This window comes from uncultured Succiniclasticum sp. (genome assembly GCF_902793885.1).
In the GTDB taxonomy this organism is placed as follows: Bacteria; Bacillota; Negativicutes; order Acidaminococcales; family Acidaminococcaceae; genus Succiniclasticum.
Genome location: NZ_CADBFF010000004.1, coordinates 71,141 through 91,361 on the forward strand (window position 1 = coordinate 71,141; position 20,221 = coordinate 91,361).

Below are 20,221 nucleotides of genomic sequence, written 5' to 3' on the forward strand. Positions count from 1 at the left end.
AGGTCTTTTTACATCCATGTGCGGTTCAAGCAATGAGGGATAATTAGAAGTGTCGTGTGTCCGGTCTTTTTCATTAAAAACCTTGAGAAAATGACCCTTTAGTGGTAAAATAACAAATAATAGCATTTTTTAAAATTGTTCACAATTTATACAAAATAAAGTAAATTGTATATGAAAAATCGATAGTCCGCAAAGCCTTACCATTGCGGAATTTTGGGTTGTATTTCGAATTTAAACAGAGGTGTACCGGTATGGATAAAAAAGCGATTGTGTCCTTCCTATTACTTACCATGCTGTGCGGCATACACATTAATTCATTGGCAGCGGTCAAGACGGATCGACAGAATACAAATATGCAGATGATGCCGAGGGAAGTTTATACGGCTATGCAAAGGCTTGTAGATCAGGGAATTGTGAGATTGCCGGCCGGTTGCCGCAATGTGCGGGATGCTAATTTCGACAGACATGAAATGTCGCTTCTGACGTTGCAGGCCATGAAACGGATCAGGATGGATGAAAACGGGATGGTGGCCAGAGAAGATAAAGAAAACTTGACCGGGTATGCAGACACTTTATATCTTAAAGAAGCATTGACGCTGGATCTAAAGAATCTGGGTATGAATCAGGAACATCTCATGAAAGATCTTTCTCCATCATCAGAGGCTGGTGAAGCAAAAGTTAACGAAAGAAGAAAATTCGCAATACACGGAGAGATACGATACAACTACCAACGGAATTCAGGTAATAAGAGATGGGACTGGAATGACAGCCGGTTGCGCGCACGGGTCTTTCTGGAAGCGCGCATCAATGATAACTGGCATGCGTTTGGTATGCTGGAAGCTAACAAGCATTTTTTAAGTCAGCATGGGAAAGATGACTGGCTTGAAAACTGGCGGTTTTACGTCCGCGGTCTTACTGGGGATGTATTGTGGACGGCCGGGTGGTACGGTTATATGTTGGGCGAAGGCAATATATTTGATTCTACCGTTACGGGGGTCACGGCAAATTTTGGCAGTCCCGTTAATTATGAACTCACGGCAGGAAGGACAAAAGCGCACGGAAAGATATTTAGCGCGAACGCAAAATTGCTTTCGGAACCTGCTTGGTATGGTGGGGGGATTCACCATTTTACGAAAGATGATTGGGATAACGAAAAGAGAACCATATGGCATGCGTTTTATGATTATAAAATATCTAGAGACAATTGGCTCGGTCTGATGTATCTTGGCTCGGATTTAAAGGATAAAGATGGCAGACAACATGGGTTTGTTGCTACTGCATCCTTTGGAAAAGTCCGTATTTGGAAACCGAAGACGCAAATGCTGCAGTTTAAATACTATTACCAGCCAAGAGGCACCTATATGGCACATACTATGTCGGGTCTTGCGGGGTATATGAGAGGAGGATTTCAGGGACCGGCTGTATTTTATCAGAGAACGATATTTCCGAATGTAGTATTTAACATGGAATACTATATGTTGCGGGAATTAACAACCAAGGACAAGGCGAATACCTGGTGGACCGATGTGACCTATTATTTCTGATAAACAGCTTGCTTTCAATAGCGCAACTTGCGGAACGAATTGTAGTGAGAAAGTAGATATACAGAAAGTTTTAAAACTATAAAGAAAAAGAGTGATCCTGATGAAAACATTGGAAACAATTCGAAAGCAGAATAAAAAAGTTGCAGTAGTGGGGTTAGGGTATGTAGGTTTGCCTCTGGCACTGGAGTTTGCAAAACAAGTTCCCACGATAGGATTTGATATCAACAAAGAAAAACTGGCTCTTTACAGGAAGGGAATCGATCCGACGAAAGAAGCTGGAGATAAAGCGGTAAAAAACACGACCCTACGTTTTACGGATAATCCTGCAGAGTTAAAAGACGCTGCGTTTGTCATCGTAGCAGTACCTACCCCGGTAACGGAAGACAATATGCCGGATTTAAGCCCGGTAACCGGCGCCAGTGAACTGGTAGGCAAAAATATCAGCAGGGACACGATTGTATGCTATGAGTCCACGGTGTATCCCGGGGTAACAGAAAACATTTGTGCTCCCATTCTCGAACGGGAATCCGGGCTGGTATGCGGGAAAGAGTTTAAAGTAGCCTATTCGCCGGAACGGATCAATCCGGGGGATAAGGAACACAGGGTATTCAATATTTGCAAGATTGTGTCGGGCATGGATGAAGAAACGCTGAAAAACGTAGCAGAAATATACAGTCTTATCATTAAGGCAGGAGTGTATCAGGCAGAGTCCATCAAAGTGGCGGAAGCGGCCAAATTGGTGGAGAATGCACAACGCGATATTAATATTGCTTTTATGAACGAACTGTCCCTTGCTTTCAGCCAGATGGGAATCGATACCCACCAGGTCATCAACGCCATGGACACGAAATGGAACGCGTTGGGTTTCCGGCCCGGCCTTGTGGGCGGTCACTGCATCGGCGTGGATCCCTATTATTTCCTGTATGAAGCCCAGCGCGCCGGCTACACCTCGGAAATTATCCGGGCAGGGCGTCGCATCAACAATGTGATGGCGCGTTATGTGGCCCGTTCTGTGGTACGCAACATGATCCAGGCGGATCTTAAAGTGAAGAACGCCCGCGTATACCTGTATGGCATCACCTTTAAGGAAAACTGTCCTGATGTGCGAAACTCCAAGGCGCTGGATGTTTGTAAAAACCTGTTGTCTTACGGTATTGATGTAAAGCTGGTGGATCCCTGCGCGGATTTGATGGGATTGCCGGAACAATATGAAAAATTAATGGTAAACATGGATGAAGTGAAAGATGCCGATGCGCTTGTCTTCGTGGTGGCCCACGATGCATTCAAAAAGTTTGATGCAGCTTCGCTTGCTTCCAAATACAAAAGGGAAGTAGACGTAAAAGTACTGGCGGATGTAAAATGCATTTTTGATAAGAAAGAGTTGCTGGATGCCGGGTTCTTATACTGGAGTTTATAACCATGCATTTGAAAAAACATTTAATGTTCATTTTTGCAATACTCATTGCGTTGGGAATGATATATTTTTATGCTATTTCAGATCTGTTCCATCCCAAACAGATTGCCAGCTATGAAAATTTTACAGAGATGAATGAAGAGTTCGACGCATCCAACGAAATTGCGAAAGCTTCTAAAGTGTTGACCATCGTCAAAAACCCTGCAGGTATTATACATGGGAAAGAAAATGTGGAAGGTAATTTTATCGCGCTGACGTTTGACGGAATGGACAGCCGGGGAAATATGGAAGCAATCCTTAAGATTATTACGGATTACGGCTGGCATGCTACATTTTTTGTAGAGGGCGTCAATGCGGCAAAAGAATCAGCTGTTATCCAAAAGTTGATACAGGAAGAACAGTTAATTGGAAATTACAGTTTTGTTGGAATCAGTAAAGCGGAACAGTTAAAACCGGAAGTGGTATTAGAACAGTTTTGCCGTACTCAGAAGATAGTAAAACTGATAACCGGCAGCGAACCTAAGTTGTTTAAATTACCGGATACCCAGTTTACAGATGAACTGCTACTAATAGCTAAAGCCTGCGGTTTGGAAAACGCAGTACAAAGCGATGTTTCTGCTACCATAAGCGAGTTAGGGGACGAGGAGGCAATGGAGCAGTTTGTCGGAAAAATCCAACCGGGCATGATTGTGTCGTTGCAAATGGGAAAGCCGGTGCCAGTCCAGTACACCCGGAAAAAAGGACCCGATGCGCCGGCGATTGACAAGCAACCTACTATTGAAATAAAGAATCCAATTGAAGTCAAAGACATTCCTGCCGTTTTGATTATAAAAAAACTGTGCGGTTTGCTACAGGCAAAAGGTTACCAGACTGTAACGGTTAATGCATTGACAGAAATTAATAAATCCAGTCGGAAACCGTGAGTGTTTTCAGGATAATACCCAATGAAAAGTGGAGAAATTAAGGATGGGCACTTTTTTTAGACAAAGCATTATCATCAGTACATTGCTGACTGTTTTACCAATATCTGTTTTTACTGATATAGGAAGCGGGGCAAGTTGTTTTGCGGCGAATGTTTATAGACAGGCTAACCTGGAAAATTCCCTGGCGGCAACAGAGGAAGAGAATGAAAGCTTTGCTTCGGCGTTGCAGTCTATAATGGAACGGTATACAGATAATGCGCCGGTAAATGAAAACGCTGCAGCTACTCTGCAAACGAATACTGCGGGAGAACGGAATGTAACAGAAACCATTGCAGACAAACAGCAGCAGGCGGAAAAAACTGTAGAGCAGACCGAGCCTTCTTTGAACAAAGGAGAAAAAGCCCCGAAGCTGACTGAAAGATTGCCTGTTGCAAAGAAAAAGAAAATAAAACTGCCAAAAGGGTATACTTTGGAATATATCAAAGCGTTGCAGGAACAAAATAACGGGAGGCTGGCGTCTGAAGAAAAAATGATATATACCACGGATCCTTCCATTATGTTTACCTTTACGGGGATGGCCAATAAAAAGTCGGTGGAGGCGGTGCTGTCTGCGCTTGACCAGATTCAGGGAAAGGGCACGTTTTTCGTTACGGAAAGAGAACTTCGCCGACATGCTGATGTAATAAAAGAAATTGTCGCACGCGGACAGGAGATTGGCATTTGTATTTATCCCAGGCCGGAAGAAGGCTATGAAGATATCTGCGCCGAAATTTTGAGGATAAAGTATTTGCTTAAGCAGGGATATGGAATTGAAACAAATTTAATGAAACAGTTTTCGGGAGTTGTCCGGGATGATACCAAAGAGGCTGTATCTTCTTTTGGCTGCCGTCTGATTGGTACCAGCATTAATGCGGTGCAGAACCGTCATAAAGAGTATCAGACGCCGGAACAGATACTACCGGAGATTTTGGGGCCGGCTATTTATTCTCTGGGCCGGGGCTGGATTGTAAATATCCGTATGGATTTTTATGATAAACCGGAACTGGCGGCGGAGTTAATGCTTTATCTGAAACGCAAAAAAATTGACAATATTGCATACAACTCTTTTGATGATGTTTCCGGCATTACGGAGCAAAACAATTCCGCCTATCATATTAAATCAGTAGGCGAAGTATTAGCGCTCAAAGATAAACTGTGGACTTATCCGGTACCGGATAATGCGTATTTAGCCGAAGTCAAAAGAAAGCCTGTTATTTCGCCGGAAGCCACGCATGAGCAGTTAGTGGAGGAATTAAGCAAACGTTACTTCGGCGAAGAATCTATCAGTGCAAGGAACAGGACGCTGGGCTTTTCTGATGGCGATTTCGCAAAACTGGATATGACGGGGACAGTAAAAACAGAGGATAATGTAGTCTTTCTGACGTTTGATGACTGGGCGCACGATTCCTCTGTAAATCCTATATTATACGTACTCAGAAAGCATAAAGTCCCTGCGACGTTTTTTATATTGACCAACAATGTGGCTGGTAATCCTAACCTGTTGCGGGCCATCGCAGAAGAAGGACATGATATTGCAAGCCATACAAACATGCATGTACCCATGGTTGTAAAGGATAAAGACGGCAAAATGTGGCCGATGATGAGCTATGAAGAATATTATAACGATCTGAACACTTCGTATAAGGTTTTGGAAAGCGTAATCGGAGATATGCAGAGGAGCGACGGAAGGCCGGTTTTGACTAAATTTATGCGCCCTCCTACGTTAGCGGTCAGCGCTATGGGAGCCAGAGCGATTTTTGAAAATGGCTTTGAATTTATCATTAACGGAAGCACCAGTACGGATGATTTTGCCGCAAAAAGTCTTGAAGCGGAAATTAAGACTATCCGGGATGGGTTGTACTACCGTGACAGGGTAAGGAAAGGCGCAATTTTTGTTATGCACATGACGGCGGCAGCAAAATATACTGCCCATGCGGTGGATTTGATTTTAACGGCTAATGAGAAGAAAGCGGATAACGATCCGACTAAGTTTAAGGTCGGGCTGTTATCTGACTACTTGAATGAAAACTATTCCCAGGCAAAGACGCCGAAGGAAATGGCCCGGACTAAAAGAAGAATTTCGTGGTGGTAACCTTGTTATTTGATTTTCTGTTTAGAAACCAATCGGAAAAAGAAAAAACTGTTGAAGATATTTTAATGAAACAGTCGCCGGACCGGCGACTGCTGCCTCACGTGCCGGGCAAGCATAGGAGCGGCAAAAGCCGGCGTGCCATCAGTGACGAAGAAGTTAAAAAGTATCCGTATCTTAAATTCTTCAATGGTGAAGACGCTAATGTCCGTTACGATGTCAGTTATCCTGTCAAGATTTCCATAGGGAACAGTCTGATTTCGTATTCAGGTTATGCATCGGATATTTCGATTTCGGGCATGAGGCTTCATACTTCTGCGGAGGTAGCGGAAGTAATTGCCCAACACAAAAAAGTTACGCTTTCGTTTGAAATTCAACCGGGAACTTTGCCCGAAGGCCTGGAAATGAAAGTGAAAACCAATGGGCATTCCGTCTGGCCGCCGGAGGAGGTATTGCTTCAGAAGCTGGCTGATGTCAGGTGCGGTAAACTGTCTCCCGATACGGAATTTGCCTTCGGCATGCAGTTTGAAAAGAATTTGCTGGAGTATTCCAACGATCATCATGCCCGCTATGAATTGATGACGGCAAGTTTTCTTTTATTCGGGATATGCCTTTGCGTTTTACTGATGCGAACAGAAAGCGTCGTTTATTTTAAGTTTAATAAATACCTGTATTTATACAGTATTATTGCCAGCACATTTTTACTCACGAAGTACGCGTTTGCAATCTTTTACAAAGCAGACGGCGCAGATGAAAACTATACGCCGGGCGTGTCCGTCATTGTTCCGTGTTTTAATGAAGAAACGTGGATAAGGCAGACTATTTTGAATGCGATGGATCAGTGGTATCCCCAAGAAAAGCTGGAAGTGATTGTGGTAGACGATTGTTCCACTGACCGTTCGGCTGAAGTAATCAGGGAAACAATCCAGGATATTATTGAGCAGGAAGGGGAGGAGGTAGCTTCCCGCATCCGCTATATTTTACAGCCGGTCAACAAAGGGAAACGGGACGCCCTTGCTTTGGGCGCCATACATGCAAAACATGAGCTCCTTGTATTTGTTGATTCGGACAGTTTCCTGAATCCGTATGCGATCATCAATCTGGTCCAGCCCTTTAAAGACGAAAAAATGGGCGGCGTAGCCGGGCGTACGGATGTGGCAAATACATATACGAATTCCTTGACCAAGATGCAATCTGTCCGTTACTATATCGCATTTCGCGTGATGAAAGCTGCGGAAGGCATTTTTGATACGGTCAGCTGCCTGTCCGGTCCTTTATCATGCTATCGTAAAGATCTGGTATTAAAATATTCCGATGAATGGCTGAATCAGAAGTTTCTGGGACAGCGCGCGACCTTTGGGGACGACCGAGCTATGACTAACCTGATACTGCGTCATCACCGGACGGGTTATCAGGACACTTCCATCTGCTATACGATTGTTCCAAATGATTATGATGTGTTTTTGAAACAGCAGATGCGGTGGAAACGGAGCTGGCTTCGTGAATCATTGGTTGCGGCATGTTTTATGTGGAGGAAAGAACCATTTGCGGCCCTGAGTTTTTATATGGGGCTTCTGGTTCCGATCATCGCTCCTTTTATTGTATGTTACAACCTGATTTATGTACCGTTGACATACAGGGTTTTTCCTACTACGTTCCTTTTAGGCATGATTTCCATGGCTGTCTTGATGAGTGCATGTCAGGCCTTGCTGCGGCGTAGCACGACCTGGCTTTATGGGATATGGTTCTGTATTTACTATGAAATGGTCTTGCTTTGGCAGATGCCTATTGCCTGGTTCACTTTCTGGAAATCGACCTGGGGCACCCGGATGACGCCGGCGGATGTGGAAGCACAGGAACGTAAAAAGAAAAAAGAAAAAGCACAGGAATCCGGGGCAACAGCAGAGCAGGATACGCAACCGGATGACAAAGCAGAGTAGCGCTTTAGCAATTAATAACACATAACACAAACAGGGAGATAATAAGCCATGTCGTTGGCAGACAAAGAGTTTTCAGCAAAAAAAAACCGGACTAAGAAGATTCGCGCTGTAATCGAAGCGATTGTATTGCTTTCGCTGTTATATATAATTATCAATGCTTTGGTTGTTTTTGCGAAATACGAGCCCTATACCTTACGCAATGCAGAGTATGGCGGCGATGAGGGATTTGTTGCGATATCCTACTTTGGCGTGGACCGAACGGGGACGAACAGCCTGATTGGCGTGGAACAGCTGGAGCATCATCTGGAAGTGTTAAAGAAGAACGGATTCGCCACAATTACGGGAAAAGATGTCCAGGAGTATTACAGCAAAGGAAAGGCGCTTCCGAAACATTCGCTGTATTTGAATTTTGAAGACGGAAGAAAAGATACGGCGGCTTTTGCGGAAAAACTGTTGGAAAAATATAATTATCATGCGACAATCTCCACCTATGCTGAAAATTTGCGGAATAATGATGACAAGTTTTTAAAATCAGCAGACTTAAAGAATTTGGAAAAAAACGGATTCTGGGAAATGGGATCCAATGGTTACCGGTTGTATTATATCAATGTGTTTGACCGGTGGAACCGGTATCTCGGCAACATGAACCCGCTGGTGTATTCTCATCTGACCAGCGTATTGGGACGCAGCTACAATCATTATCTGATGGACTACATCAGGGATGAAAAGGATTTCCCGGTTGAAAGCTATTTAGCCATGAAAGAGCGTATATCCAATGACTATACCATGTTGCGGGACATCTATTCTGCGGATCTCGGTTATGTTCCGGAATCCTATACGCTGATGCACGCCAATACCGGGCGGTTTGGGAACAATAATGATGTCAGCGCCCTGAATGAACAATGGATGCGCAAGTTATTCAAGATGAATTTTAACCGTGAAGGAGACTGCCATAATATACGGAATAGCAGCGTATACGATCTGACAAGGATGGAACCCAGGGCATACTGGCCTGCGAATCATCTGCTGATGCGTATAAAATATGATAATGTTCCGGATATCCAGTTTGAACCAGGCGATACAGAGCAACATAGTGAGTGGGATGTTTTGGAGGGAGCCGCTGAATTCAGGAATGAATCAATTATCTTAACTACCCTGCCAAAACGTGACGGTTTGATGCAATTAAAGAATCGTGAGGACTTTTGTAATGTTCGTATAACTACCGAATTTAAGGGAAATCAGTTTGGAACCCAGCAAATTTTCATCAGGGCTGATGAGAAACGGCAAAATGCGATCCGCATAGCATTTGAAAATAATCATTTCATAGCAGGCGAAATGATAAATGGCGTCTACGGAAAACTGGCGGATATAGATTTGCGTACATTTGACGGAGGGGAATACCGCTCTGTGGAAGAAGACCGGAAAGAAGTGGCGATGTACGAACGGGAAGTATTCGGAAGATATGCGCAGAATACAGTTATGGCCCGAAAACAGATTAACGCTTTGGAAAAAGAACGGGAGAAAGAAACCCGTTCTGTAAGACAAGGGGCCGAAGCGTATATTCCGACCATTAGTTACCATGCAAGATTAGATCGCAAGCTGGAGATTTTTCTGAAAGACGATCATTTAAATGTGTTAATTGACGGAAAGCCGGCGGTAAGCAATTTAAAAGTCCGGAATGTAAAACCGGGCCGGTTGTTCTTGGGAGCCGGATGGCAGGGCTACGGTTACAGTCAGGTCAATCTGGCCGATGATGTATATGACGCGGTGTTTTCTGAATTTAAAGTGGAACAGTTATTTAATGAAGAAAAGAACGATTTGCCGGTATTGTATGATGTCCATTACACCGGCGCTAAAAAAATGAAGCTGCTGTTGAAACGTAAATGGGAAGCTCTTTTGGATTGGGCGTTACAGGTTTTCTGATTTTGCTGATTAAATATAGATGTTAGGAGGTTTCATGGGAAAATTCGTAAAGTCAGGTATTTTTGCGGCAATCGGCTCCGCTGTTCTGTTGATTGCGGGTTGCCTTCCCCTTGGCCTTTCCGTTGATGCGGCGCGTCGCGGGCAGCCGACCTTTGACGGGAATGCCTGGGTGACATACTGGGATTTTGAGCAGGGAATGAAGGAAGCGATGGCGATCCAGACCCAGTTAAATTCCATCAGTTATTTTGCTGCTGTGCTGGACGGCGAAGGCAAGCCGATGGTCATGGGACATTCCCATCAATTTACGGGGAAGAAGTTTACCCGTTACCGGGCTAAAGTAAACAAATATCTGACTGTTGTGAATGACGTTTATAAAGACATTCATAATCCAAAAGGGGAAACGATTGCTAAAGATACTCAGGTATTGCTTAAATTATTTGAAACGCCTGAGACGATGCAGGAACATGCGGCAAACATGATTGCTCTCGTAAAAAGGCATAGGTTTGACGGACTGGAACTTGATTACGAGAATATCTGGAAGGATCCGGAAGTGGCGCGGCGCTATGTTCGCTTTTTGGAAATTCTGGCTTCCTTGGCCGACAAGGAAGAAATACCGCTACGGGTCATTCTTGAACCAGGCTTTTTTGAATTCGGGGATCCCATTACTACATTAGCCACCATGATGGAAGATTTTACGGTGCCGGAGGGTCCCGAGTATGTCGTAATGTGTTACAATTTGTATGGGATCCATAGTAAAACGGCTGGCGCCAAGGCGGATATTCCGTTTTTGAAAAAGGTTCTCTTCAAACTCAGCTATCTGCCTAGGCCCCGCTCCGTAGCGTTGGCAACCGGCGGTTGCGTGTGGCAGGATGGAAGAGCGCCGTATTTTGTTACGGAAAACGAAGCGCTTTTGCTGCAAAGAAGTTTAAAAGCTAAGGCCACACGTGATGCAGGCAGCCAGGCGATGAGTTTTAAGGGAAAGAATGCTGCGGGTAAAAACGTGGAATGCTGGTTTGCCGATGCAAAAACGATCGTAGCCTGGAAACGCCAGGCGCTGGACTACGGCGTAGATGGAATATCCCTTTGGCGGTTGGGCGGTAATCATAAGATACAGGAATACTATCCGGGTATTATGAATAAAAAATAACATTGAATAATTAAATTGACAGCCCCGGTATTTTTGTTACGGCAAAGATGCCGGGGATTTATATTTATATATAGAAGAAATCATGGGAAATGTTGATTTCGGGATGGATTTTTATCTTCTTTTGTTATCGTTTTTTGAAACACTCGGGTGCGTGTAAAAAGAGAGGCGCATAAAAACACTGCTTAGCGTAATAAAAAATATTAAAAAAGTGTTGACACGTTTTGTAAAAGATGTTACAATACACAAGTCTCACGGGATAAGTGCGCTCATTTTGAAGGAGTAAATGCAATGAGTCTGGACGACTTGAAGACAGCCGGGGCCAAGGTTGTAGGGGTGAAGCAAACGGCGAAAGCCCTTCAGAAAAAGACGGCTTCGGGCGTGTATATCGCGGCAGATGCGGAGGAACGCATCACGGCTCCCATCAAGGCAGAATGCGAAAGACAAAATGTTGACTGCCTGGTTGTGGAAAGCATGCAGGTGTTAGGTAAAGCCTGCGGCATCCATGCGGGTGCTTCTGCGGCGGCGATACTGAAAAACTGATAGGGATCCCGGCAACGGGGTTTTTATAAATACTAAATCTAATTGACAGAAAGGAGGTGCCGATATGCCAACAATTAATCAGCTGATCCGTAAGGGCAGAGAGGTGCTGAAGACCAAATCCACTGCGCCGGCATTAAAAGAATGTCCGCAGAAACGTGGTGTGTGCACCCGTGTATACACCACCACACCGAAGAAACCTAACTCTGCATTGCGTAAAGTTGCTCGTGTACGTTTAACCAACGGCATTGAAGTTACAGCTTATATTCCGGGTATCGGTCACAATCTGCAGGAACATTCCGTTGTTCTGATCAGGGGCGGCCGTGTAAAGGACCTGCCTGGCGTGCGTTACCATATCATTCGTGGTTCTCTGGATACTGCCGGCGTTGCAAACCGCAACCAGGGCCGTTCCAAGTACGGTGCAAAACGCGCTAAAGCTAAGAAGTAAGTCTTGCGCAAAAAACCATAACTACTGAGAAATTACGAATTGATATAAAGGAGTGAAAGAGCATGCCGAGAAAAGGCGCAGTTCCAAAAAGAGACGTACTGCCGGATCCGGTGTACGGTTCTAAATTATTAACAAGATTTATTAACAAGGTAATGCTGGACGGTAAGAAAGGCGTTGCCGAACGCATTGTATATGATGCATTTGATGTAATCCGTTCCAAGACGGGCAAGGATCCGCTGGAAGTATTTGATACCGCTATGAAAAACGTAATGCCGCTGCTGGAAGTACGGGCGCGTCGCGTGGGCGGTGCAAACTACCAGGTTCCTGTAGAAGTTCGTGCAGACCGTAAAACCACCCTGGGTATCCGCTGGCTGGTAAATTATGCTCGCCTTCGTGGTGAAAGAACCATGTGCGAACGCGTTGCCGGTGAAATCATGGATGCTGCTAATGGTACCGGCGCTGCTGTGAAAAAGCGTGAAGATACCCACAAGATGGCCGAAGCAAACAAAGCGTTTGCACATTACCGCTGGTAACGGCCTGTCCTGTTGAATAGCTGAGGAGGATAAAAGAGTGGGCAGACTAATTCCGCTTGAAAGAACAAGAAATATCGGCATCATGGCACACATTGACGCCGGTAAAACGACTACCACGGAACGCATCCTGTTCTACACCGGTAAGACTCATAAAATTGGTGAGGTTCATGATGGCGCGGCCACCATGGACTGGATGGTTCAGGAGCAGGAACGTGGCATTACCATTACTTCCGCTGCAACGACCTGCATGTGGAACGGTTCCGAAAAGCAGTATGATACGCACCGTATCAACATCATTGATACCCCGGGCCACGTTGACTTCACGGTTGAGGTTGAACGTTCCCTGCGTGTACTGGACGGAACGATTGCAGTATTTTCTGCCAAGGGCGGCGTTGAACCCCAGTCTGAAACCGTATGGCGCCAGGCTGACGAGTACAAAGTACCGCGTATGGCATACGTAAATAAGATGGACATCATCGGCGCTGACTTCTTCCATGTTATGGATATGATGCGCGACCGGCTGAATGCAAATCCGGTTGCCCTTCAGATCCCCATCGGCTGTGAAGATCAGTTCCAGGGCATGGTTGACCTGATCCGGATGAAAGCGATCGTCTATGGCGACGATATGGGTAAGGAAGAAGAGTTCGTTGAAATTCCTGCCGACATGAAGGAACAGGCTGAAGAATACCGCGGCATTCTGGTAGAAACCGTTGCCGAAGGTGATGATGAGCTGATGATGAAATATCTGGAAGGCGAAGAAATCACCAACGAAGAGCTGAAAGCGGCAATCCGCAAAGAAACCATCGAATGCAAGCTGAATCCTGTGTTCTGCGGTTCTTCCTATAAGAATAAAGGCATTCAGCCCCTGTTGGACGCGGTTGTGGATTACATGCCGGCTCCGACGGATATCGAGAGCATTAAGGGTATCAATCCGGAAACCGGCGAGGAAGATTCCCGGCCGACTTCTGACAGCGAGCCCTTCTCTGCACTGGCATTCAAAATCGCGACCGACCCCTTCGTTGGCAAGCTTGGCTTCTTCCGGGTTTACTCCGGCATGATCACCGCAGGTTCCTATGTTTACAACTCTTCCAAAGAGAAACGCGAACGTATGGGCCGCATCCTGCTGATGCATGCCAATCACCGGGAAGAAATCCCGGAAGCGTACTCCGGAGATATCGCAGCAGCGGTTGGCCTGAAGTTTACGACGACCGGCGACACGCTGTGTGATGAAAAGGCTCCGATCATTCTGGAATCCATGGTGTTCCCTGAACCGGTTATTTCCGTTGCGGTGGAACCCAAGACGAAAGCCGACCAGGAAAAGATGGGCATTGCGCTGCAGAAGCTGGCGGAAGAAGATCCGACCTTCAAGGTACATACGGATCCGGAAACCGCGCAGACCATCATCTCCGGTATGGGCGAGCTGCATCTGGACATCATCGTTGACCGTCTGCTCCGTGAATTCCGGGTAGGCTGCAACGTAGGCAATCCGCAGGTTGCATACCGCGAGACCATCCGCAAGGCTGTTAAGTCGGAAGGCAAGTTCATCCGTCAGTCCGGCGGTAAAGGCCAGTACGGTCACTGCTGGCTGGAAATCACCCCGTTGGAAATGGGCGCGGGCTTTACCTTTGAAAACAAGGTTGTCGGCGGTGCGATTCCGAAAGAATACATTGCCCCGATTGAAGCCGGTGTCAAAGAAGCAATGGAAAACGGTGTGGTAGCCGGTTACCCGATGGTAGACATCGGCGTTACCGTATACGACGGTTCGTACCATGAAGTCGACTCTTCGGAAATGGCATTTAAGATTGCCGGTTCCATGGGCTTCAAGGCCGGCGCCGAAAAGGCTTCCCCGGTTCTGCTGGAGCCTTACATGAAGGTTGATATCACCGTACCGGAAGAATACATGGGCGATGTAATCGGCGACGTGAACTCCCGCCGCGGACGCATCGACGGTATGGAAGCGCGCAACGGTGCACAGGTTATCCACTCGTTCGTACCGCTGGCTTCCATGTTCGGTTACGCGACAGACCTGCGCAGCAAGACCCAGGGCCGTGGCACCTACACCATGCAGGTTGACCATTACGAAGAAGTGCCCAAGAGCATTGCAGATGAAATCGTTGCCAAAAACAAAGGCACTAAGGCTGAATAATCAGTTACGCTGATCCTAATAAATTTTTAAATATACATTTACTTCAAGGAGGAAGGAAAAAATGGCAAAGGCAAAGTTTGAAAGAACAAAACCGCATGTTAACATCGGAACTATCGGTCACGTAGACCATGGCAAAACCACCCTGACCGCTGCTATCACCAAAGTGCTGGCAGAAAGAGGCGGCGCGCAGTTCATGGATTACAGCATGATCGATAAGGCGCCGGAAGAAAGAGAACGTGGTATCACCATCAACACGGCTCACGTAGAATACGAGACGGCCAACCGTCACTATGCACACGTTGACTGCCCCGGCCACGCTGACTATGTAAAGAACATGATCACCGGCGCCGCGCAGATGGACGGTGCGATCCTGGTAGTAAGCGCAGCTGACGGCCCGATGCCGCAGACCCGCGAACACATCCTGCTGTCCCGTCAGGTAGGCGTACCGGCTATGGTAGTGTACCTGAACAAGGCAGACATGGTAGACGATGCCGAACTGATCGAACTGGTAGAGATGGAAGTACGCGACCTGCTGAGCAGCTACGAATTCCCCGGCGATGACATTCCCATCGTGGTAGGTTCCGCGCTGAAAGCCCTGGAAGGCGACAAGAGCGAAATCGGTGAAGGCAGCATCCTGAAGCTGATGGAAGAAGTAGACAACTACATTCCGACTCCGGAACGCCCGACTGACAAACCGTTCCTGATGCCTGTAGAAGACGTATTCACCATCACCGGCCGCGGCACCGTTGCTACCGGCCGTATCGAACGCGGCGCAGCCCATGTAGGCGACCCCGTTGAAATCGTCGGCATGAAAGACGAGAAGAAAGCGACCGTTATCACCGGTCTGGAAATGTTCCGCAAGACTCTGGACGAAGCGCTGGCAGGCGACAACGTAGGCGCGCTGCTGCGTGGTGTTGACCGCAAGGAAATCGAACGCGGTCAGGTACTGGCGAAACCGGGCAGCGTACATCCGCACACCCACTTCACCGGCCAGGTATATGTACTGAAGAAAGAAGAAGGCGGCCGTCATACCCCGTTCTTCAACGGCTACCGTCCGCAGTTCTACTTCCGTACCACCGACGTAACCGGTTCCGTAAAACTGCCGGAAGGCACGGAGATGGTAATGCCTGGTGATAACGTAGACATGGAGATCACCCTGATCACCCCGATTGCTATGGAACAGGGCCTGCGTTTCGCTATCCGCGAAGGCGGCCACACCGTAGGCGCTGGCGTTGTTGGCGATATCATCGACTAATTTTGAATTAAATTGATCTTAGATCCCGGTATGAGGGGCTTAAGACAGCCCCTCATATTCTTATGTTTATTGGTACCTGCGATGATGTGAAAGGTTGCTTGCCTGTCCTGCCTTGCAGACGGGGAGATTTTCACGGAGTATGTCCGTTCTTAGAAACTGGGCGATTGGAGGAAAAATTAATGGCTAAGACACAAAAAATCAGAATACGCCTGAAAGCGTATGACCACACCGCTCTGGATCAGAGCGCTGCAAAGATCGTTGAGACGGCGAAACGTACCGGCGCACAGGTTTCCGGCCCGATTCCGCTGCCTACCGAAAAGAACATTTATACGATTCTGCGTTCCCCTCATGTCAACAAAGATTCCCGTGAGCAGTTCGAAATGCGCACTCACAAACGTCTGGTAGACATTCTGGAGCCGACTCCGAAAACGGTTGACGCGCTGATGCGCTTAGACCTGCCGGCCGGCGTAGACATCGAAATCAAACTGTGAGGAGGTGCTAACGATGGCTAAAGGAATTATTGGCAAAAAACTGGGCATGACCCAAATTTTTGAAGCTGATGGCAAGTTCATTCCTGTTACGGTTGTGTTAGCAGGCCCTTGCACAGTCATTCAAAATAAAACGGAAGAAACCGACGGATACAATGCGATCCAGGTTGGTTTCGGCGAAGTAAGCGAAAAGAAAGTGACCAAACCGGAGAAGGGTCATTTTGACAAAGCAGGTGTTGCTCCTGCTGAATTTGTTAAGGAATTACGTCTGGACGCTCCGTCCGACTTAAAACCGGGTGACGTAATCAAAGCCGACGTATTCGCAGCCGGAGATCTGGTTGACGTAAGCGGTATCAGCCGCGGCAAAGGCTTTGCAGGCACCATTAAGCTCCACAATTTCGGCCGTGGCCCTATGAAACACGGTTCCAAATCGCATCGTGAGCCGGGTTCTATGGGACCGATGCATTCCGGCCCCGGCGGCAGGGTAATCAAAGGCAAAAAACTGCCTGGCCGCATGGGTGGCAAGAGTGCTACCGTTCAGTCTCTGACCATTGCACGGGTTGATACTGAACGCAACCTTATCCTTGTACACGGTTCTATTCCGGGTGCAAACGGCACCTGCGTAGTAATCACAGAAGCCGTTAAAGGTAAGTAATGTAAACGACAGAAAGGAGGATGCTTCATATGCCGAAGTTATCTGTATATAACATGGCCGGCAAAACTACCGGCGAAGAGATTGAATTAAATGAAGAAGTATTTGGCGTTGAATTTAATGAACCTGTTGTGCATCAGGCTATCGTAATGCAGCAGGCCAACCAGCGCCAGGGCACTTCCGCTACCAAAACCCGCGGCATGGTACGCGGCGGCGGCCGGAAACCCTGGAGACAGAAAGGAACCGGTCACGCACGTGTAGGTTCCACCCGCTCTCCTCTGTGGGTAGGCGGCGGCGTAACCTTTGGACCGCAGCCCCGCAGCTATCACAAAGATATGACCCGCAAAGCGCGCCGTCTGGCAATCCGCTGTGCATTATCCGCCAAAGTTGCGGAAGGCCAGCTGGTGATCATCGACAATATCGCGTTTGATGATTTCAAGACCAAACGTACTCTTGAAATGCTGGAAGCTTTCGAAGCTGCAGAGAATAAGACCCTGATCATCACGAACGGGGAAAACGAAAACGTAGAACTGTCCGCACGCAACATCCGCAAAGTTACCGTCATCAATAACGGCGGTTTGAACTGCTTTGACCTGTTGCACAATAATAAAGTGTTCCTGGACAAGAATGCTGTAGAAAAGATTGAGGAGGTACTTGCATAATGGCTGCTAATCCTCGCGACGTTTTGATCCGCCCGCTCATCACGGAAAAAACTTCCATGATGATGCAGGAGAACAAATACACTTTTAAGGTTCCGGTAACCGCTAACAAAACCGAAATCCGTCAGGCTGTGGAATCCATCTGGAATGTAAAGGTTCTGTCCGTAACGACCATTCGGGTCAGCGGCAAAGTAAAACGGATGGGCAGAAATGTAGGCCGGACGTCCGATTATAAAAAGGCAATCGTCAGACTGGCAGAAGGTCAGACGCTGCCGATATTTGAAGGAATGTAAGGAGGTAAGCTAAATGGCGATTAAAAGCTACAATCCGTATTCTCCTTCGAGACGTTTTATGACAACGTCTTCCTTCGAAGAGATTACGACTGATAAACCCTATCGTCCGCTTCTTGAGAAGCTGAACAAACACGCCGGCCGCAACAACACCGGTAAAATGACCGTTCGCCATCAGGGCGGCGGCACGAAAAGACAGTATCGTATCATTGACTTCAAACGCAACAAAGACGGAATCCCCGCAAAAGTTGCTACCATTGAATACGATCCGAACCGTAATGCCCGCATTGCGCTGCTGCATTATGTAGACGGCGAAAAACGCTATATCCTGGCTCCCCTGGACCTGAAGGTTGGCGACAAAGTGGAAAGCGGTCCGAATGCCGATATCAAAACCGGCAACTGCCTGCCCTTAAAGAACATCCCGGTTGGTACTCTGGTACACAACGTGGAACTGAAGATCGGTAAAGGCGGCCAGATGGCACGCTCTGCCGGCGCAGTCGTACAGCTGATGGCTAAAGAAGGAGATTACGCACTGCTGCGTCTGCCTTCCGGTGAAGTCCGCAAAGTACATATCAACTGCCGTGCCACGATCGGCCAGGTTGGCAATCTGGAATTTGAAAACCTCACCATCGGTAAAGCCGGCCGTTCCCGCTGGCTGGGTATCCGTCCTGCAAACCGCGGCGTAGTTATGAACCCGAACGACCATCCGCATGGAGGCGGTGAAGGTCACAGCCCGGTTGGACGTAAACGTCCTGTTACTCCCTGGGGCAAAGCTGCGTTTGGTGTTCGCACCCGCAAGAACAAGAAATCTTCAACTAAGTTAATTTTAAGCCGTAGAACGAAATAATCGTTGAGAGAAAGGAGGCTTATCAGTGTCTAGATCAGTTAAAAAAGGACCTTATGTGCATCCCAGTCTGTTGAAAAAGGTTGATGCACTGAATGCCGCAAATGATAAGAAGGTTGTAAAGACCTGGTCCCGCGCTTCTATGATTTTACCTACGTTTGTAGGACACACCATTGCGGTTCATGACGGACGCAAACATGTTCCGGTATTCATCACCGAGGATATGGTAGGCCATAAATTAGGAGAATTTGCTCCGACCCGTACATTCAAAGGTCATCAGGATAAGAAAGCAGATACTACAGGAAAGTGAGGAATAAGTAATGGAAGTTAACGCTACTGCAAAATATATCCGCATTGCTCCTCGCAAACTGCGCATTGTTATGAACCTGATCCGCGGTAAAAAAGTGTCTGAAGCTTTCGCAATTTTGAAATTCACTCCGAAAGTTGGCTCTGAAGTTGTGGAAAAGGTGTTGCGCAGCGCGGTTGCCAATGCTGAACATAATAACGATATGAATGTAGATAACCTCTATGTGTCTACCTGCTTTGTAGACCAGGGTCCTACACTGAAACGTATTCATCCGCGTTCCCGTGGACAGGCGTTCAAGATTTTGAAGCATTCCAGCCACGTGACCGTATGTGTTTCTGAAAAATAATAATCCCGGATAAGGAGGGTAATGATAGTGGGTCAGAAAGTTAATCCGCATGGTCTGCGCGTTGGCGTGATCAAAGGTTGGGAATCCAACTGGTTTGCCGACAAAGACTATGAAAAATTCTTACTGGAAGATATTAAAATCCGTGAGTTCATTAAAGAAAAATTATTCCTGTCCGGAATTTCCAAAGTAGATATCGAGCGCGCCTCCAACAAGGCACGTGTTACGATCTACACTGCAAAACCGGGCATGGTTATCGGCCGTCAGGGCAGCAACATCGAACTGCTGAAGAAAGACCTGAAAAAGATGACCGATGCAAATGTTGACATCAATATCCAGGAGATCAAACAGCCGGATATGGATGCGACGCTGGTAGCGGAAAATATTGCCAGCCAGCTGGAACGCCGCATTGCGTTCCGTCGTGCCATGAAACAGTGCGTTGGCCGCACCATGCGTATGGGCGCCAAGGGTATTAAAGTAAAAGTCGGCGGCCGTCTGGGCGGTGCTGAAATTGCCCGCAGCGAAAGCTATCGCGAAGGCTCCATTCCTCTGCACACGTTACGTGCTGATATTGATTACGGTACAGCAGAAGCCCATACCACGTATGGCCGTATCGGCGTAAAGGTCTGGATCTACAAAGGCGAAGTACTGCCGGAAACCAAGGCAGCAAAGCCTGCATCCGCAAAGGAGGCAAAGTAAT

Annotated in this window: 20 protein-coding genes; all 20 read left to right on the forward strand. The window is 47.1% G+C overall.

The window, feature by feature from the left end; all coding sequences use genetic code 11:
* The first annotated feature begins 251 nt into the window (after nucleotides 1–251).
* The 20 genes from QZV31_RS03190 (at nucleotide 252) to rpsC (ending at nucleotide 20,220) form a co-directional block, all read left to right on the forward strand.
* On the forward strand, nucleotides 252–1,544 hold the full coding sequence (locus tag QZV31_RS03190; protein WP_295357997.1) for a hypothetical protein: 1,293 nt from the start codon (nucleotides 252–254) through the stop codon (nucleotides 1,542–1,544).
* A gap of 100 nt (nucleotides 1,545–1,644) precedes the next feature.
* Entirely contained in the window at nucleotides 1,645–2,961 is a 1,317-nt protein-coding gene (locus QZV31_RS03195; protein WP_295358000.1) for a nucleotide sugar dehydrogenase, read from the forward strand.
* A gap of 2 nt (nucleotides 2,962–2,963) precedes the next feature.
* The gene (locus QZV31_RS03200; protein WP_295358002.1) at nucleotides 2,964–3,881 is read left to right on the forward strand and encodes a polysaccharide deacetylase family protein; all 918 of its coding nucleotides are present in this window, start codon (nucleotides 2,964–2,966) and stop codon (nucleotides 3,879–3,881) included.
* Between the two features lie 43 nt (nucleotides 3,882–3,924).
* Nucleotides 3,925–6,012, forward strand: coding sequence for a polysaccharide deacetylase family protein (locus tag QZV31_RS03205; RefSeq protein WP_295358005.1), 2,088 nt, complete (start codon nucleotides 3,925–3,927; stop codon nucleotides 6,010–6,012).
* Nucleotides 6,013–6,077: 65 nt separating this feature from the next.
* A complete protein-coding gene (locus QZV31_RS03210) occupies nucleotides 6,078–7,949 on the forward strand; it encodes a glycosyltransferase (RefSeq protein ID WP_295358008.1) in 1,872 nt (623 codons plus the stop codon).
* Nucleotides 7,950–7,997: 48 nt separating this feature from the next.
* The gene (locus QZV31_RS03215; RefSeq protein ID WP_295358011.1) at nucleotides 7,998–9,872 is read left to right on the forward strand and encodes a glycoside hydrolase; all 1,875 of its coding nucleotides are present in this window, start codon (nucleotides 7,998–8,000) and stop codon (nucleotides 9,870–9,872) included.
* A gap of 34 nt (nucleotides 9,873–9,906) precedes the next feature.
* Nucleotides 9,907–11,019: a glycosyl hydrolase family 18 protein gene (locus QZV31_RS03220; protein ID WP_295358014.1), complete on the forward strand. Its 1,113-nt coding sequence runs from the start codon at nucleotides 9,907–9,909 to the stop codon at nucleotides 11,017–11,019.
* 288 nt (nucleotides 11,020–11,307) lie between these two features.
* Nucleotides 11,308–11,559, forward strand: coding sequence for a ribosomal L7Ae/L30e/S12e/Gadd45 family protein (locus tag QZV31_RS03225; RefSeq protein WP_295358017.1), 252 nt, complete (start codon nucleotides 11,308–11,310; stop codon nucleotides 11,557–11,559).
* Nucleotides 11,560–11,623: 64 nt separating this feature from the next.
* On the forward strand, nucleotides 11,624–12,004 hold the full coding sequence (rpsL, locus tag QZV31_RS03230; protein WP_093729261.1) for a 30S ribosomal protein S12: 381 nt from the start codon (nucleotides 11,624–11,626) through the stop codon (nucleotides 12,002–12,004).
* 62 nt (nucleotides 12,005–12,066) lie between these two features.
* A complete protein-coding gene (rpsG, locus tag QZV31_RS03235) occupies nucleotides 12,067–12,537 on the forward strand; it encodes a 30S ribosomal protein S7 (RefSeq protein WP_093729260.1) in 471 nt (156 codons plus the stop codon).
* A 37-nt stretch (nucleotides 12,538–12,574) separates the two neighbouring features.
* Nucleotides 12,575–14,683: an elongation factor G gene (gene fusA, locus QZV31_RS03240; protein WP_093729259.1), complete on the forward strand. Its 2,109-nt coding sequence runs from the start codon at nucleotides 12,575–12,577 to the stop codon at nucleotides 14,681–14,683.
* A 61-nt stretch (nucleotides 14,684–14,744) separates the two neighbouring features.
* Entirely contained in the window at nucleotides 14,745–15,938 is a 1,194-nt protein-coding gene (gene tuf / locus QZV31_RS03245) for an elongation factor Tu (RefSeq protein ID WP_093729258.1), read from the forward strand.
* Nucleotides 15,939–16,117: 179 nt separating this feature from the next.
* Nucleotides 16,118–16,429 (forward strand): 30S ribosomal protein S10, encoded by a 312-nt coding sequence (gene rpsJ, locus QZV31_RS03250; protein WP_093729257.1) that lies wholly within the window; start codon nucleotides 16,118–16,120, stop codon nucleotides 16,427–16,429.
* 13 nt (nucleotides 16,430–16,442) lie between these two features.
* Complete coding sequence (gene rplC / locus QZV31_RS03255) at nucleotides 16,443–17,081, forward strand: 50S ribosomal protein L3 (protein ID WP_093729256.1); 639 nt, start codon at nucleotides 16,443–16,445, stop codon at nucleotides 17,079–17,081.
* A gap of 29 nt (nucleotides 17,082–17,110) precedes the next feature.
* The gene (gene rplD / locus QZV31_RS03260) at nucleotides 17,111–17,740 is read left to right on the forward strand and encodes a 50S ribosomal protein L4 (protein ID WP_295358028.1); all 630 of its coding nucleotides are present in this window, start codon (nucleotides 17,111–17,113) and stop codon (nucleotides 17,738–17,740) included.
* Complete coding sequence (rplW, locus tag QZV31_RS03265) at nucleotides 17,740–18,030, forward strand: 50S ribosomal protein L23 (RefSeq protein WP_093729254.1); 291 nt, start codon at nucleotides 17,740–17,742, stop codon at nucleotides 18,028–18,030. The genes rplD and rplW overlap by 1 nt, the downstream gene beginning before the upstream one ends.
* 13 nt (nucleotides 18,031–18,043) lie before the next feature.
* Nucleotides 18,044–18,874, forward strand: a complete 831-nt coding sequence (rplB, locus tag QZV31_RS03270; protein ID WP_093729253.1) for a 50S ribosomal protein L2 — start codon at nucleotides 18,044–18,046, stop codon at nucleotides 18,872–18,874.
* A gap of 25 nt (nucleotides 18,875–18,899) precedes the next feature.
* Nucleotides 18,900–19,181, forward strand: coding sequence for a 30S ribosomal protein S19 (gene rpsS, locus QZV31_RS03275; RefSeq protein WP_093729252.1), 282 nt, complete (start codon nucleotides 18,900–18,902; stop codon nucleotides 19,179–19,181).
* 10 nt (nucleotides 19,182–19,191) lie between these two features.
* Nucleotides 19,192–19,524, forward strand: coding sequence for a 50S ribosomal protein L22 (rplV, locus tag QZV31_RS03280; protein WP_093729251.1), 333 nt, complete (start codon nucleotides 19,192–19,194; stop codon nucleotides 19,522–19,524).
* Between the two features lie 27 nt (nucleotides 19,525–19,551).
* Nucleotides 19,552–20,220 carry a 30S ribosomal protein S3 gene (gene rpsC, locus QZV31_RS03285; RefSeq protein WP_093729250.1) on the forward strand — a complete coding sequence of 223 codons (669 nt, stop codon included), beginning with the start codon at nucleotides 19,552–19,554 and terminating at the stop codon, nucleotides 20,218–20,220.
* Nucleotide 20,221 lies beyond the last annotated feature (1 nt).